Raw genomic sequence first — 17,290 nt, 5'->3', positions numbered from 1 at the left:
TATGAAAATTTTATATAAAAAAGGTTTATTGCTGATTACCATTTGCTTTTTAGTGCTTTCTGCTTCGGCCCAAAAGAAGAAATCAATTAAAAATGCTAATGTTTTAAACGACAGACAGTTTTGGTTACAACAGATGGATAAAATGGTAAAGCCAGTGTTGTATAATTTGGCAAAAGATAGCTTGCGTATCGTAATGCCGCAGGTTACTTCAATTCACATTGATAATAAAGAACATAGAATTAAAGTTCAGTACGTTGAGGTTTTAGGGCGTGTTTTGAGTGGTATTGCGCCATGGTTGCAACTAGAAGGTGGTGATAAACAGGAAGTGGCTTTAAGAAAACAATACCGTGAATGGGCAATTCAGGGTTTAAAAAACTCGCTGGATTCTAACGCCAAAGACTTTATGAATTATGACATTGGCGGTCAGCAATTGGTTGATGCATCTTACGTAGCACTCGCTTTTGTAAGGGCTCCTTGGTTGTGGGAAAATCTCGGAGATAAGCATAGACAACTTATTATGAAATCCATCGTAACAACTAAAAAGTTTAAACCTGTGTTTTCAAACTGGCTTTTATTTTCTGCAATGAACGAAGCCTTTTTAGCAAAGTTTGGTTACACCTGGGACCCGATGCGAGTAGATTACGCCTTGCAGCAAATGGAGCAGTGGTATGTAGGTGATGGTATGTATAAAGATGGCAGCACTTACGCATTTGATTATTACAACAGTTATGTCATTCATCCTTTTCTGGCAAAAATTTCTGAAATTATTGGTGCAAAGGTTAAAGATTACAATTCGATGTTCGAGAAGATTAAAAAACGTAACGAGCGCTATGCAATTATTCAGGAACGTTTAATCAACACAGATGGCACTTACCCAGCAACAGGAAGGTCGATTGTTTATCGTGGAGCAGCATTTCATCATCTGGCAGATATGGCACTCAGAAAAGCACTACCTAAGCAATTAAGTCCAGAGCAAGTTCGTTGTGCGCTAACGGCTGTTATTAAAAAAACTTTAGAAAATCCATCAACTTATAAAAATGGTTGGTTAACAATTGGCTTATACGGTTCTCAACCGAACCTTGGCGATTTTTACAACAATCAAGGTAGCCCATACATTTGTTCAAATATTTTTCTCCCATTGGGATTACCTGCAAGCGACCCATTTTGGTCAAACCCGCCAGCTAAATGGAGTGCTCAACGCATTTGGTCTGGAGAAGATTTTCCTAACGACCATAGCGCCGATTTAAGATAACAATATTTAAAAGCGCAATTAAAATTTTTTGCGCTTTTAAAATAAACGTTGTATTTACGGTTAAAAAAACGATAAATGGCTTAAAAGTGCTTTTTTTGGCGATAATTACGAATTTAACCCCCATTAATTACTGTATTGCCCCTCACTATGTGGTCTATTTTAGTCTTTAATTTGTTATAACCAAATGTAAAAATATGAGAATAAGACACACCACTTAATTCGCTTTTGTAAGTAAAAGCCTTCTCATTAATATATGAGAAAAAATCAATTTAAAAATTGATTCCAACTAAAAACAAACTAACCAAATAAAACTATGCTAAAAAAATTACCATCACTAAAAAGGTGTTTGCTGATACTATTCGCAATATTTATAATTGCCAACACAGGTTTCAGTAACCTTTACGCTCAAGGCGTTACAACAGAAGTAAGCGGCACCATTCAGGATGCTAAAGGTTCCCCGATTCCGGGCGTTACTGTTAAAAATATAAGTTCGGCTAAACTGGCCATTACAGATGGCAACGGCCGCTATAAGATTGCGGCTTTAAAAGGCGAAAGTTTATCTTACAGTTATGTTGGTTATACCACTAAAACTGTGGTAGTTGCTAACGATAATCAATTAAATATAAAACTTGAAGAAGCTGACGATAAAACATTGAACGATGTAGTAGTTGTTGGTTACGGAACACAGAAAAGATCTGATGTTACCGGTTCAGTAGTTTCTGTGCCTAAATCAAGATTATCTCAACTTCCGGTTACGAATGTTCTTCAATCAATTGAAGGTGCAGTTGCAGGGGTTAATATTACGACAACATCTACGGTTCCTGGTAGTCAGCCGAATGCCTTAATTAGAGGGCAGAACTCCATTACTGCAGGTACTGGTCCGTTTGTGGTAGTAGATGGAGTTCCTTTAAGTAAAACTGGTGGCTCTTTAAATGATATCAACCCAAATGATATTGCTTCAGTTGAGATATTAAAAGACGCAAGTGCAACCGCAATTTATGGTACAAATGGTTCTAATGGTGTAATTCTAATCACAACCAAGAGAGGTACATCGGGCAAGCCAATAATTAGATATGGAGGTTATGCAGGTATAGAGAATTTATCTAACATTCTTGAGCCCAGAAGTGGTGCGGAATATGCTCAAAAATACGCTGATTTCTTGAAGCAAACAGGGCAGGTTCAGCAACGTCCGGTTCCAAATATTGGTGAACTTCCGGCCTATAATGCCGGTACAACAACAGATTGGGTAAAAGAAGCAACTCAGCAGGGAATAATACAAGACCATAATGTTGGCATATCAGGTGGTTCTCAAGATGTGAAGTATTTTATATCTGGCGATTATCTTGACCAAAAAGGTGTTGTTAAAGGATATAATTTTAAACGCCTTGGTCTGCGTTCAAATCTTGATGTTAATGTAACCAGTTTCTTAACAGTTGGTACATCATTATTTTTAACAAGTAATAATTATGATGGAGGAAGAGCAAACTTGTTATTCGCTACGGCAATGAGTCCTTATGGGCAGTTGTATAATCCAAATGGAACCTATAAAATTTTTCCAATGGAGCCAGAGCAATTATATACTAACCCTTTACTTGGTTTAACCACAACCCAAATTAGCAGAACAACTAATTTAAATGGAAATGGTTATGCCGAAATTAAATTCCCTGGTGCATTAACTGGTTTAAAATACAGATTAAACGCCGGATACACTTATTTTCCAAAAAGAGAAGGAAGTTATATAGGCCGTTTAGCTAATGATAATAATGGCACAGCGAGAAGTTTTAATTCTTCTACAAACAGCTACACAATCGAAAATATTTTAACCTATTCGAAGGATATTAAAAAGCATCATTTTGATATAACTGCTTTATATAGCTCACAAGAACGTAAGTATTTCGAAACTACGGCCGGAGCAACCGGATTTATAAATGATGAGTTAGGTTTAGATAATATTGGCGCTGGGTCTACACAAACAAGTGGTTCTTACAGAGATAGATATGGTATTAATTCTCAAATGGGACGTTTATTTTACTCTTATGATAGCCGTTACTTATTTACATTAACAGCTAGAAGAGATGGTTCATCAGTATTTGGTGCAAATACAACTAAATATGGCGTGTTTCCTTCAGCAGCATTTGGTTGGAACATCATCAACGAAAATTTTATGAAAAATGCCAAGGTGTTTAACAATTTAAAATTAAGATTATCTTACGGTAAAACAGGTAATGAGGCGGTTAGCGTTTATCGTACCATTACAACGGATAATACTGGTCGTTCTCCATTTAACGGAATAAGTACCATTGGTGTATTCCCAGCAAACTTAGGTAACTCATCTTTACAGTGGGAAACCACTAAAACAGCCAATATTGGGTTAGATTTTGGAATTTTAAACAACAGAATTAATGGTAGTATCGAAGCTTACGAGAATAAAACCAGTGGCCTGCTTTTAAGTAGAAGTTTGCCAATTATTACTGGTTATTCCAACGTGCTTGAAAATATAGGTAAAACTACAAATAAGGGTTTAGAAGTAACTTTAAACACTCAGAATGTTGCAGGCAAAGATTTTAGATGGGAAACCATGATTGTATTTGCAACCAATAAAAACAAAATTACCGATTTATACGGCGATGGTAAGGATGATATTGGCAACAGATGGTTTATCGGAAAACCAATAAGCGTTATTTACGATTATGAGATGACAGGCATTTGGCAAACTGGTGAAGATGTATCAAAGCAAGACCCAACTGCAAGACCAGGAAGTATAAAATTTAGTGATCTAAATGGTGATGGAAGAATTACTGGCGATGATAGAAAAATTTTAGGTCAGCTTGCACCAAAATGGACGGGAGGTTTAACGAACACCTTTCATTATAAAAATATTAACCTGAGTGTTTTCATCCAAACTGCACAGGGCATGACCAAAAATAATCCTGATTTAACTTACGGCGATGAAACCGGAAGAAGAAACACACCTGCAGAAATCGGATACTGGACTCCAGAAAATATGAGCCAGACCAGACCAGCATTATCATACAACAATACATTGGGTTATGGTTTTGCTTCTGATGCAAGCTATACCCGTATAAAGGATGTTACTTTAAGTTATGTGTTTGGTCAGTCAATGTTAGATAAACTTCATCTTGGAGGTTTAACAGTATATGCCAGCGGTCGTAACCTCCATACTTTTACAAATTGGGTGGGTTGGGATCCTGAAAATAACTATTCATCTCGTGGTTCCGGAGATTGGGTAAATAACTATCCATTAACCAGAACATTTGTATTCGGTTTAAACGTTTCACTACGCTAATTTATTTATCATGAAAAAGAATATCACAATCATAGCATGTACAGCGGTTATGTTTTTAGCATTTTCATCTTGCAAAAAAGCATTTCTGGATGAAAAACCATTCTCCGCCTACACACCACTAACAGTTACCGATTCACTTGGATTTGAAGCTTCATTAGTTGGGCTTTATAACCATACCAGTACAATATTCTCTTGGTCTGACCAGCAAGGCTGGCCAAGTGTTTGGCAAGTTGGTACCGATGTGGCAAACGCTACAAATAACCAACAAGGTGTAGAAATACCTTACTATAATTACGAAACACTTGCAGCTACCGATGGTGGTTCTGCCCGTACCTGGAACAGGAATTATATTTTGGTAAATCTAACAAATACGATTGTAGATGGTGTTGAAAATCCCGCTACAACCAGTTTGAGTGCAAGAGGTAAGGCTTTGGTAAGTGCCGAAGCGAAATTTTTTAGAGCTTATGCTTATAATAATTTGGCAACGCTATATGGCGGAGTGCCTTTAATTACAAAAGCATTAACTGGTCCAAAGATTGATTTTGTACGGGCTCCGATAGCAGATGTAAATAACTTTATTGTAAGCGATTTAGTTTATGCAGCTGCAAATCTTCCGGATATAGAATCTGTTAAAACAAATACAAAAGGGAAAATGTATGGTCGTGCGAATAAATTTATGGCCATGCAACTACTTGCAGAGGTATATTTAAGGATGGGTAAACCAGATTTGGCCGAACAACAAGCCCAAGCGATTATTACGAGTGGGAAATTCAGTTTAATTAGAAACCGTTTTGGTGTTAAAACCAGTTTACCAGGCGATTATTATTCTGATATGTTCCAGTATGGTAACCAGCGTCGTTCGCAAGGTAATACCGAATCTATTTGGGTATTAGAGCAAGAAAATCCTAATGCAGTTGTTGGCGGTATAACCAATTCACCACAACAAAGAAGGGTTTGGGGAGCAGCATATTATAATATCGCAGGTATGGCATTAGCTGATTCACTCGGTGGAAGATCTATCGGAAGATTACGCTTAAGCAACTGGGTATTATATGGTTTATACAAAGGAAACGATATCCGTAATTCTCAATACAACATCCGCAGAAAATATTATTATAACGATCCTAGTCCGACTTATGCCGCTAGATTTGGAAAACAAGTTCCGTTTACTGGCCCTGATACACTTATAAATATCTGTCCAAGTACTACAAAATGGGGTGCTTTCGACCCTAATGATACTTTCGGTTTTGCGATGATTAAGGATTTTATTCTGATGCGTTTGGGTGAAACTTACTTATTGCTTGCAGAGGCTCAGGTTGCCCAAGGTAAAACCAGCGAAGCTGCTACAACGATTAATGTACTTAGAACCAGAGCTAATGCAGATCAGGTTACTGCAGCTCAAATGACTAAAGATTTTATTTTAGACGAGCGAGCAAGAGAACTTATTGGGGAAGAAAACAGAAGAATGACTTTAATGAGAACCGGAACATTAGTAGAACGTGCCTTACGTTTAAATTCTGGCGATAAATCGAAACCAATTACTGGTTTAACTGCCAGAAATTTACTGTTACCAATTCCATTGGGCGAAATCCAGTTGAATAAAGATGCAGTACTGACTCAAAACCCAGGATATTAGTGAATGTGGTTAGTTAATCGGGGAGGTTTTTTTTAGCCTTCCCGATAATTAAAGTATTGATTATCTTGCCATTTCAATTTACACACCAAAACTAGTTTTATGCTTAAAATCAAAATTGCTCTACTCTTAATTTTTGTTTCAATTTCCAGTTTTATTCTAGCACAAGAGAAATTAAATGCTTTCTATCCTGGCAAAATATGGAAAGATAACAATGGCGTTCACATCAATGCACATGGTGGCGGAATTGTAGAAAATAAAGGAACATATTATTGGTTTGGAGAACATAAGATTGAAGGCGAAAAAGGAAATACAGCTCAGGTAGGTGTACATTGTTATTCATCAAAAGATTTATACAATTGGAAGGATGAAGGTATTGCACTTTCAGTTTCTGATGATTTAAAAAGCGACATTGCTAAAGGGTGTATTTTGGAAAGGCCAAAAGTAGTTTACAATAAAAAAACAAAAAAGTTTGTAATGTGGTTTCATCTGGAGCTTCTTGGTAAAGGTTATGAAGCTGCACGTACTGGTGTTGCAACTGCTGATAAAGCAACTGGACCATATACATTTATAAAAAGCTACCGCCCAAATCCAGGTATTATGCCGTTTTATCTTCCGGGTACTCCGGCTGACGAGAAAGTTAATTGTGCAAAACCAGCCAATAAAAGCGATGGTTTTTTCTGCAGAGATTTACCAGGCGGCCAAATGGCAAGAGATATGACCGTTTTTGTTGATGATGATGGTAAAGCTTATCACATTTTTTCTTCAGAAGAAAACTTTACCCTGCACCTGGCAGAACTAACCCCAGATTATTTAAATCATACTGGCAAATTTATAAGGATTTATGTGGGGCAGCAAACCGAAGCACCTGCACTTTTTAAAAGGGATGGCACATACTACATGATTGGTTCTGGTTGCACTGGTTGGGACCCAAATCCAGCCAGATGGTTCAAATCAAAATCAATTTGGGGGCCGTGGGTGTTTATGGGTAATCCTTGTATCGGAGAAAACGCTAACATTACTTATGGTGGGCAGAGCACTCATGTACTACCAGCACCAGGTAAAAAAGGTCAGTTTATTTTTATGGCAGATAAATGGTCGCCTAAAAATGCAATTGATGGTAGATATCTATGGTTGCCGATTAAGTTTGATAACGAAAAAATTGAAATTAGCTGGCTGGATAAGTGGGATTTAAGCACCTTCAACTAAAAAAATAACTTACAGGCGATTTAGTTTCATAATTGCGATTAATCTCGCGATAGTGGATACTTTTTGCCAAAAAAATCTATCTAATGAACAAATTTACAACATACATTTTAGTGCTAATTGGTTTGTGCTTCGCCTCATCAATTTTTGCCCAACAAGTAAAACACACCTTTAAGCTCAGCAAAACCGATTTTCTATTGGATGATAAACCCTTTCAAATTATCTCTGGAGAAATCCATTATCCACGGGTTCCGAAAGAAGCTTGGCGAGACCGTATGAAAATGGCTAAGGCAATGGGTTTAAACACCATTGGTACTTACGTGTTTTGGAACCTGCACGAACCTCAGAAAGGGAAATTCGATTTTTCTGGTAATAATGATATCGCAAGTTTTGTAAAAATAGCCAAAGAAGAAGGCTTATGGGTTATCTTACGGCCTAGCCCTTACGTTTGTGCGGAGTGGGAATTTGGTGGCTATCCATATTGGTTACAAAATGAAAAAGGTCTTGTTGTTAGAAGCAAACAAAATGAATATTTAAACGAATATAGAAAATATATTAATGCGGTGGGTAAGCAGCTTGCATCATCACAAATTAACCATGGCGGAAACATTTTGATGGTTCAGGTAGAAAATGAATATGGCTCTTACGCAGCTGATAAAGAATATTTAGACATCAACAGAAAAATGTTTATCGAAGCGGGTTTTGATGGTTTGCTGTACACTTGCGACCCTGAAAGTGATATAGTTGGTGGTCATTTGAATGGCTTATTGCCTGCAATTAATGGGCAAGATAATCCTGAAAGGGTTAAAGCTGCCATCAACAAATTTCACAATGGTACTGGGCCGTATTTTATTGCAGAATGGTATCCTGCCTGGTTCGATTGGTGGGGAACACCTCATCACACTGTGCCAGCAGAAAAATATACAGGCAAATTAGATTCAGTTTTAACAGCTGGTATTTCCATCAATATGTATATGTTCCATGGGGGCAGTACACGAGGCTTTATGAATGGAGCAAATTACAAGGATATTTCTCCTTACGAGCCCCAGATAAGTAGTTATGATTATGATGCACCCTTGAATGAAGCTGGAAATGCAACCGAAAAGTTCAAGCAATTCAGGGCGGTAATTCAAAAGCATTTACCTAAAAACGTTAAATTACCAGCTATTCCAGCGGCTAAGCCTGCTATTACAATTAAACCTTTCGAACTTGCTAAAAAGTATTACATTTTAAATCATCTACCAAATGGTATCGAAAACGAAAAACCATTAACTTTTGAAGATTTAAAACAGGACTATGGCTACCTGTTGTACCGCACCAAAATAGAAGGTGGTAAAAAGGGATTACTTAAAATTAACAAGCTAAGAGATTATGCAATTATTTTCATCAACGGAAAACAACAAGGCATTTTAGATAGACGCCTAAATCAAGATAGTTTATTGCTAAATTTACCTCAAGGAACTTTACAACTAGATATTTTTGTTGAGAATATGGGTAGGGTTAATTTTGGTAAATATCTGTTAGAAAATAAAAAAGGTATTACCGAAAGTGTTTTATTTGCTGGTAATGAATTAAAAAACTGGAAAATGTTTAGTTTGCCATTTAGCGATATTAATAGATTCTTAACGGAGCAGACAAGCAATAAATCTTTGTCAGGTCCATTAATCCGAACAGGTGCTTTTAGCTTAAACAAAACTGGCGATACTTACCTTGACATGCAGAATTGGGGTAAAGGAGTGGTTTGGGTTAACGGACACAACTTAGGTAAATACTGGTCTATTGGGCCACAGCAAACCATTTATGTACCCAAAGAATGGTTAAAAGTTGGCGAAAACGATATCAAAGTTTTAGAACTGTTAGATGATAAGGTAATAACTATCAATGCAATTGCTACTCCAATTTTAAATTCATTAAAGAATTAGTGTATGGAAAGAATTGCATTAAAATTGAAATTGTTAAAAGGGTATGAAGAGGAGTACCAAAAAAGACATGATGCCATTTGGCCAGAATTATCAATCCTGTTAACAGAAACTGGAATTTCCGACTATTCTATTTTTTTGGATAGAAGTAATTCCGAACTTTTTGCAGTTTTAAAGATTCAAAATCCTGAATTATTAAAAGAGCTTCCTGAGCAACAAATTATGCAAAAATGGTGGGCATACATGAGCGATATAATGGAAACAAAATCTAATAACGAACCAGTTTCTTCTCCTTTGGAAGAAGTTTTTTACCTTCAATAATACTAATTGATAATTAAGTAATCATCAGTAAGTTTTTTGATAATTAACCTTTAATGCCCTTGAGATGAAATATTTTTTCCTTCTATTTGTTTTGCTTGCTAAGTTTTCAGATGCACAAAACCTGCAAGATTATAAAATTAGACCTATAGAGTTTAATAAGGTAAAATTATCTGATAAATTTTGGCTACCTAGAATTGAAACGAATAAAGTGGAAACCATTCCAACTTCTTTTGCTCGCTGCGAAAATACAGGACGTATTAAGAACTTTGAAATGGCAGCCACAAAAACGGGCAAATTTTGTACAACATTTGTTTTTGATGATACTGATATTTATAAAACTATAGAAGGTGCATCATATTCTTTGGCTGTATATCCAGATAAAAAACTTGAAAATTACATCGATTCTTTGATAGTCGTAATCGCAAATGCGCAAGAACCCGATGGTTATTTATACACGGCCAGAACCATAAATCCCCCAAACCCACCATCATGGTCGGGAAAGGAGCGATGGGTAAACGAAGGCAATATGAGCCATGAATTATACAATTCAGGACATTTAATCGAATCTGCAGTTGCTCATTATCAGGCTACAGGAAAAAAAAATCTTTTAAACATTGCGATAAAAAATGCCAACTTGCTGGTAGCAACTTTCGGAACAAATAAACGAAGTGTAGCACCTGGACATGAAATCATTGAAATGGCTTTGGTACGTTTATATAGGGTAACGGCTAATGAAAATTACTTAAATCTTGCTAAATTCTTCATTAACCAAAGGGGAATTAAAAAGTATGATACGCTGGATTTAAATCCCTGGAAGAATGGCGCTTACTGGCAAGATAATTTACCTGTTGTTAATCAGAATGAAGCAGTTGGACATGCAGTGCGGGCAATGTACTTATATGCTGGGGTTGCAGATGTTGCCGCATTAACTGGCGATGAAAAATATCTGAATGCCATAGATAAAATTTGGGAAAACATGTGCGGGAAGAAGATGTATGTTAATGGAGGCATTGGCGCTGTACCCGATGGTGAACGCTTTGGAAACAATTATGAATTGCCTAATGCTACTGCTTACAACGAAACTTGTGCCGCAATAGGAAATGTCTATTGGAATCAACGTATGTTTCTTTTGCATGGCAGTTCTAAATATATTGATGTGATGGAAAAGGTGATGTATAACGCCTTATTATCTGGTGTGGGTTTGGACGGGAAAACTTTTTTCTACACAAATGCGATGCAGATTTTTGATGGTCCGAAACATAAGGACGTAGAGCCAGGTCGTTCTGGTTGGTTCGAATGTTCTTGTTGCCCTACTAATATGTCCCGTTTCTTGCCGTCGTTATCTGGTTATATTTATGCACAAACTCAAAATCAGGTTTACGTAAATTTATACGTGGCCAGTTCAACCGATTTGCTCTTGGGAAATAAATCAGTTAAAATTACTCAGAAAAATAATTATCCTTGGGAGGGCCACTTAAACTTTGATATTGAGCCTGAAGAGGATTCTGATTTTGCCTTAAAACTGCGTTTGCCAGGCTGGGCAGTAAATCAAGCCATACCATCCGATTTGTATAAATTTCAGAGTAAAAGTAATGAGAAATTTACTGTAAAATTGAATGGGAAAGCTTTAAAATATACTCTTAATGATGGTTATATCACAATTCAAAGGGTATGGAAGCGTGGCGATAAAGTTGAACTTGTTTTGCCAATGGAAATAAAAAAAGTGTTGGCTAACCAGAAATTAACGGATGATATTGGAAAAGTAAGTGTGCAACGTGGCCCAATAACCTTTTGTGCGGAATCTACCGATAACACAGCCAAGATAAGCGAAGCGAAAATACCGTCAAATTCAGATTTCAAATATTCATTCAATTCTAATTTATTAAGCGGAGTTGCCGAAATAAAAGGTAATGCAATTACAAAATCGCCAAGTGGAAATGAAATTTCAGTCCCATTTAAGCTCATCCCATACTATGCCTGGGCAAACAGAACTTTAGGCGAAATGAGTATATGGTTCCCAGTTTATACCCATACAAAATAATTTTCACATGGTCAGGTTTATGGCTTTATTTTAGAAAAATAATAATTGTGTTTGTAACGTCTATTCTTTTTTTAAATATTAAATTACGCTAATAAAAACCTAATATTATCTCTATGGTAACCAAAAAGTATGCAAAAAGTATATTATACAATTGTATTATTTTGTTATTGTTTGCGCCATTATTAACTAGGGCTCAAAATAGTCATTTTATCAAAATTAAATTAGATAAATCTATCGCTAAAGTGCAGCCTAATATGTGGGGCGTTTTTTTTGAGGATATTAATTTTGGTGCTGATGGTGGTATTTATGCAGAACTTATAAAAAACAGGTCATTTGAATTTACCAAACCTTTAATGGGCTGGTCTATTTTAAGAGAGAAACCTCAGGAAGGTGAGGTGCTGGTTGTTAATCGTAAAGAAGAAAACTCGGCTAACCCAAGGTATCTACAAATCAAAAAGCTAACTGGAGATTTTGAATTGGTTAATGAAGGATTTAAAGGAATTGGTGTTAAAAAAGGATTGCGCTACGATTTTTCAGTGCTTTATCATCAGCCAGAGCCTGGTGTAACCATGGTTTTGCAGTTAATTGATGGTGAAAAAAAAGTAATTGGTCAAGGTACTTTTAATCCGAAAGAATATGGGGAAAAGTGGTACAAGCAATTGGTTAGTTTTGTGGCGACAGAAACCAATCCAAAGGCAAAATTTTCTATAGTATTTAAAGGTAAAGGAAAAATCGATTTAGATATGATTTCATTATTTCCAGCTGATACATGGAAAAATCGATCGCAGGGATTAAGGGCTGATATGGTTCAATTATTAGCCGATATGAAACCAGGATTTACCCGTTTTCCTGGCGGTTGTATTGTAGAGGGAACTGATTTGGCCAATAGATACCAATGGAAAAATACAATCGGACCTATTGAAGATAGGAAAATGATTATAAATCGCTGGAATACAGAGTTTGCCCATCGGTCTGCGCCAGATTATTTCCAAAGTTTTGGATTGGGCTTTTTCGAGTATTTCCAATTGGCAGAAGATATCGGCTCAGATGCGTTGCCGATTTTAAATTGTGGTATGGCATGTCAGTTTAATTCTGGCGAAGTGGTAGCGCTTAATGAATTAGGCCCTTATGTTCAAGATGCTTTAGATTTAATCGAGTTTGCCAATGGCGATGTATCGACAAAATGGGGTAAAAAAAGAGCTGATTTGGGGCATCCAAAACCATTTAATTTGAAAATGTTGGGTGTTGGTAACGAAAATTGGGGACCGCAATACCTGGAACGGGTTGCTATATTTAAAAATGCCATCAAAGCAAAATATCCAAACATAAAATTAATATACAGTTCGGGCACCGACCCAGAAGGCGACCGCTTTAACTTGCTAAATAATTACCTCAGAAACGAAAAGGCCGATTTTATTGATGAACATTATTATCGCCCTGCAGAGTGGTTCTTGAAAAATGCAGGTCGTTATGATGAGTATCCAAGAAATGACACGAAAATTTTTGTAGGCGAATATGCGGTTCACGCGGATAAAAGTTTAACAGGAAAGGATAAAAATAACTGGCAAAGTGCGCTAGCTTCTGCCTCATTAATGACTGGCCTAGAACGAAACGCTGATGTTGTTCAAATGGCATCGTACGCACCATTATTCGCTCATATAGATGCATGGCAATGGGCACCCGATATGATTTGGGTTGATAATCTAAAATCCTATGGAACGCCAGATTATTATGTGCAAAAACTATTCTCAACAAATAAAGGCACTGATGTAGTTTCTGCAACTTTAGATAATAAAAACATTATTGGTCAAAATGGATTATTTGCTTCTTCAGTATTGGATAAAACCAAAAAAGAGTTGATAATAAAAATTGCTAATAATGCAGAAAATAGCCAGACTATCGATTTTAATTTAGAAGGTAAAATCAATCTTAATCAAAAAGGAAGTATTGAAGAATTAAGCAATTCGAATTTGAATCAGCAAAATTCTTTCGAAAATCCATTAGCTGTTAGTCCGAAAAAATCAGTTATAACCCTAAATGGAAAAAGCCTTAAAGTTGTTTTAAAACCTTATTCTTTCAATGTGATTAAAATTGGATATAATTAAAAATCTTGGATAGCTTCTTTTTAGCAAAGTCATAATCAAATTCAAAACAAGCAACAGTTAGTAAGAGTATGCTTTTAAATACTAATTGGAATCATCGAGGGCGATAATTCGGATAGGCAGTAATTTATTGGTGAAATTTCATATACAATTATTTTCTTACCCTTTGTACAAATGCATATCCAACATAAATTTCTAATTATATCCACTCAATTGCCGGTTCATTTAAATTCATTTAAGTTTTTGACAATCACGCCTGGTATCTTTTCAAAAATATCTTGCATGTACTTTCGGTGGTTGGCGCCCGCAATTACAACAACTTTTTTTAGGCCTTTCGCTTTTGAATGCGTCACCACATTTTTGCACATGCCTTCATTGCGCATTATCCACCAGTGAATTTTACTAAGCATCTCTTCCTTTGGAAAACCTTTCATGTTATACATCTCAGGGAGGTAAAAATCTCCAGATGCCGAGATAGCGGAAGCCTCAGGCGTATTGAGCCACTCGGTTACTTTATTTGAGGTCTTTTCAATTCGGTCGTATTCTGCAAAACCCTTGTTAATTTTTTCAAGTTTTTCTTTGAGCGCCATGCGAAATACCGCTGATGTGTCTTTCCTGAAAACTAAAAATTTAGTATCAAATGCTGCCCATGAAGCATTCCAGTTTAAATCATAGTCCTGACTGTCCATGGCCAGAAGTTCATTTATACCCATCTTTTTCATCATTGGAAAAGCAATCAACGCATATTCGGAACTCTGCAACCTCCGCATGCTCCGGCCTGTGGTATCCAGCCGCGGACTTAGTACAGCATCCACATACTCCTGGAGCTTCGCATCTGGCTTTGCTTTTAACGCATCAAAAACCTGCCAGTATTGATAATGGGCATTACTAACATCTTGATTTAAGTAAAATGCATGAGCCAGATCCGTTTTCAGCTGAAAGTTTTCAGGCTGCTGCAGCGTAAGTTCCTTTAAACTGTCAATCTTTTTCATTAGCAGCTTCTCTGCAATATACCTGTTTTTCCGAAGCATCTGCAATCTTGCCAGATTATCCTTTTTACACCAGTAATCCATCAGATTCTGTTCATCCGTTTTACTCAAAAACTCACCAAAAAAACCGTCCGGTTTAAACCTTTCTATTTTCCGGTAAATATCAGAAACGTCCTGCTTAGGATATTTGCTATAATTATGAGACACCCCAATCAGGAAAACTTCCAGCTTTTGGGCCGAAGCCGAGCAAGAAAACAAAAGGAACAAAGCGAAAAAATATTTCATACCAGCATTTTAGGTTTAATAGTAGATTTCTTGTCAAATCATTAGGTGAACACAAAATAGAAATTTATATATGGCTGGCAAAGGATTATTTTATTCAAAATGCATGATATGAGGCTGATATGTGTTACACTCTGGTGTTAGATAAATAATTAGGATATCGACATATTAATATCTTTTCCAGGTTCATTATTTCTTTTTTCCAATTATGTTTTACGTTAAGCTTTTACATTACTTTCATTGTTATCCGGATAATCCAGAATCGTTAACTCTGCTCGATCGGAAATAAAGTTAACGTAAGTCGCTGCTAATCTTTGTTTTATCTATTGTTGAAGATGGTCAATTAGATTTGATTTTCCCACTCAATAATTAAGTTAAAAAAAAGTAGACAGACTTGTCTGTATATGTAAGTTATTTTTTTACTTTTGTGTAATTAAATATTATGCATATGTCATCACCAAAAAAAAGGATTATAGAAACAGCATCCGTTCTCTTCGCAAATCAAGGTTATAATTCAACTGGAATTAATCAGATAATTTCTGAGGCTCGTGTCGCTAAGGCTAGTTTTTATCAACATTTTAAGTCGAAGGAAGATTTATGTGTTGCGTTTTTGGATGCCAGACATGAGTATTGGTTTAATGAACTTTATGTGTTTGTAAAAAATGAAAATGAGGTGAAAGCCAAGGTAATTTCGTCATTCGATTTTTTAATATATATGAACATGAAGGAAAATTTTCGTGGCTGTAGTTTTTTAAACGTATTATCTGAAATACCAAATGATAACATTAAACTTTTAAATCCAATTCAGCAACATAAAGCAGATCTCCGAGCATTTTTCAAATCACTGATGGCAGATGAAACATTGTCGGATCATGTTTATCTGCTTTTCGAAAGCTGCATTACAGAAAGTAAGATGTATAAATCGAATGAACTAATAGAAAAATCAAAATCAATTATAAATAACTTAATAAATTAAAGTAATGGAACAGAAATTTCCCCTACCTCCATACACCTTGGAGACAGCATTACAAAAAATCCAATTTGCAGAGGATGCCTGGAATTCACAAAATCCTGAGAAAATCTCTAAAGCTTACACAATTGATAGTGAATGGAGAAACAGAGATCAATTTGTTAATGGGAGAAAAGATATTGTAAAATTTCTTTCTGAAAAATGGAAAAAGGAGTTAAACTATAAACTTAAAAAAGAGTACTGGTCTCATACAGATAATCGCATAGCAGTTAGGTTTGAATATGAATTTATGGATTTAGAGGGTAATTGGTTTAGAGCATATGGAAATGAAAACTGGGAATTCGATGAAAACGGTTTAATGGCGAAGAGGTACGCAAGTATCAATAATTTAGCCATCAGTGAAGAGGAAAGGAAATTTAAATAGTTAGGTTTTTCAAGATGGAAGATGCAGGTGTTTGCATATATTTTGATAATTTTCAACGAACCTGTAAAGTTTTAAATTCAGGATTTTTTTAAAAAAAAAAGAATAAATATTACAATATCATATGAGGAAAACCATAAGAAAGCATATTAGGACTGTTAAATACATCATGTACAAAGAAACCCTGATAGATTTCAAAGAGCATATTTGGACTTTTCTGGGTTCATTTTTCGGAATCGGAATAATTGGATTTATAAATTCGGAATATTTCACCGCATCTGATAATCTTTTTCTTATCGGATCTTTTGGTGCCTCCTCCGTATTGGTTTATGGTATAATCAATAGTCCATTGGCTCAACCGAGAAATCTGATTGGTGGGCACCTTATATGTGCCATAATTGGGGTAACTATACACAAAATGATTCCGTCTGAACTTTGGCTTTCTTCTGCCTTATCTGTTTCACTCTCTATCGTGCTTATGCAAGTAACAAAAACGCTCCATCCACCAGGTGGAGCAACTGCCCTAATTGCGAACATAGGTTCTGCAAAGATACAGTCACTCGGATATTTTTATGTTTTAAGTCCAGTATTAACCGGTGCTTCCATACTTTTGATAGTAGCAATTTTTTTCAACAACCGCACCTCCCATCGGAGCTATCCCTCAAATAAGAATTGGTATCGAATTTGGCGTAGATATCGTCGGTAGTTAAATATTATGTTTATGATAATTGACTTTAATGTCTATTATATTCATTACCATTTTTTTGAGTAAGACTGGTCTTTGGTCATTATTTAGCCTTGATTTAGTCGATGATATAGTGGTGTTAAGGTTAATTGAGGCAAGTTG

The 17,290-nt window shown here is 36.0% G+C and carries 12 protein-coding genes; 11 read left to right on the top strand and 1 reads right to left on the bottom strand.

What is annotated here, in order from left to right; translation table 11 throughout:
- Window position 1: 1 nt before the first annotated feature.
- The 8 genes from QWY86_RS12915 (at window position 2) to QWY86_RS12880 (ending at window position 13,784) form a co-directional block, all read left to right on the top strand.
- On the top strand, window positions 2–1,252 hold the full coding sequence (locus tag QWY86_RS12915; RefSeq protein ID WP_290242740.1) for a DUF2264 domain-containing protein: 1,251 nt from the start codon (window positions 2–4) through the stop codon (window positions 1,250–1,252).
- Between the two features lie 313 nt (window positions 1,253–1,565).
- Window positions 1,566–4,559 carry a SusC/RagA family TonB-linked outer membrane protein gene (locus QWY86_RS12910; RefSeq protein ID WP_290242739.1) on the top strand — a complete coding sequence of 998 codons (2,994 nt, stop codon included), beginning with the start codon at window positions 1,566–1,568 and terminating at the stop codon, window positions 4,557–4,559.
- Between the two features lie 10 nt (window positions 4,560–4,569).
- Complete coding sequence (locus QWY86_RS12905) at window positions 4,570–6,195, top strand: RagB/SusD family nutrient uptake outer membrane protein (protein WP_290242738.1); 1,626 nt, start codon at window positions 4,570–4,572, stop codon at window positions 6,193–6,195.
- A gap of 99 nt (window positions 6,196–6,294) precedes the next feature.
- Complete coding sequence (locus QWY86_RS12900; protein ID WP_290242737.1) at window positions 6,295–7,401, top strand: glycoside hydrolase family 43 protein; 1,107 nt, start codon at window positions 6,295–6,297, stop codon at window positions 7,399–7,401.
- Between the two features lie 83 nt (window positions 7,402–7,484).
- A complete protein-coding gene (locus tag QWY86_RS12895) occupies window positions 7,485–9,320 on the top strand; it encodes a glycoside hydrolase family 35 protein (protein ID WP_290242736.1) in 1,836 nt (611 codons plus the stop codon).
- A 3-nt stretch (window positions 9,321–9,323) separates the two neighbouring features.
- Window positions 9,324–9,638: an L-rhamnose mutarotase gene (gene rhaM, locus QWY86_RS12890; RefSeq protein WP_290242735.1), complete on the top strand. Its 315-nt coding sequence runs from the start codon at window positions 9,324–9,326 to the stop codon at window positions 9,636–9,638.
- Window positions 9,639–9,702: 64 nt separating this feature from the next.
- Window positions 9,703–11,679 (top strand): glycoside hydrolase family 127 protein, encoded by a 1,977-nt coding sequence (locus QWY86_RS12885; protein WP_290242734.1) that lies wholly within the window; start codon window positions 9,703–9,705, stop codon window positions 11,677–11,679.
- 113 nt (window positions 11,680–11,792) lie between these two features.
- Window positions 11,793–13,784 carry an alpha-L-arabinofuranosidase family protein gene (locus QWY86_RS12880; protein ID WP_290242733.1) on the top strand — a complete coding sequence of 664 codons (1,992 nt, stop codon included), beginning with the start codon at window positions 11,793–11,795 and terminating at the stop codon, window positions 13,782–13,784.
- 218 nt (window positions 13,785–14,002) lie between these two features.
- On the opposite strand, the gene QWY86_RS12875 is transcribed toward QWY86_RS12880, so the two are convergent.
- Entirely contained in the window at window positions 14,003–15,055 is a 1,053-nt protein-coding gene (locus QWY86_RS12875; protein ID WP_290242732.1) for a DUF5694 domain-containing protein, read from the bottom strand.
- 445 nt (window positions 15,056–15,500) lie between these two features.
- Here QWY86_RS12875 and QWY86_RS12870 point away from each other — a divergent pair, with 445 nt between their 5' ends.
- From QWY86_RS12870 to QWY86_RS12860, 3 genes are all read left to right on the top strand, one after another.
- The gene (locus tag QWY86_RS12870) at window positions 15,501–16,028 is read left to right on the top strand and encodes a TetR/AcrR family transcriptional regulator (protein WP_290242731.1); all 528 of its coding nucleotides are present in this window, start codon (window positions 15,501–15,503) and stop codon (window positions 16,026–16,028) included.
- A 4-nt stretch (window positions 16,029–16,032) separates the two neighbouring features.
- Window positions 16,033–16,446 carry a nuclear transport factor 2 family protein gene (locus QWY86_RS12865; RefSeq protein WP_290242730.1) on the top strand — a complete coding sequence of 138 codons (414 nt, stop codon included), beginning with the start codon at window positions 16,033–16,035 and terminating at the stop codon, window positions 16,444–16,446.
- Between the two features lie 121 nt (window positions 16,447–16,567).
- The gene (locus tag QWY86_RS12860; protein ID WP_290242729.1) at window positions 16,568–17,149 is read left to right on the top strand and encodes an HPP family protein; all 582 of its coding nucleotides are present in this window, start codon (window positions 16,568–16,570) and stop codon (window positions 17,147–17,149) included.
- Window positions 17,150–17,290: the final 141 nt, after the last annotated feature.

The sequence above is a fragment of the Pedobacter aquatilis genome (genome assembly GCF_030409415.1).
In the GTDB taxonomy this organism is placed as follows: Bacteria; Bacteroidota; Bacteroidia; order Sphingobacteriales; family Sphingobacteriaceae; genus Pedobacter; species Pedobacter aquatilis.
Note: the sequence above shows the minus strand (reverse complement) of the source record. Positions and strands in the feature narration are given on the sequence as shown.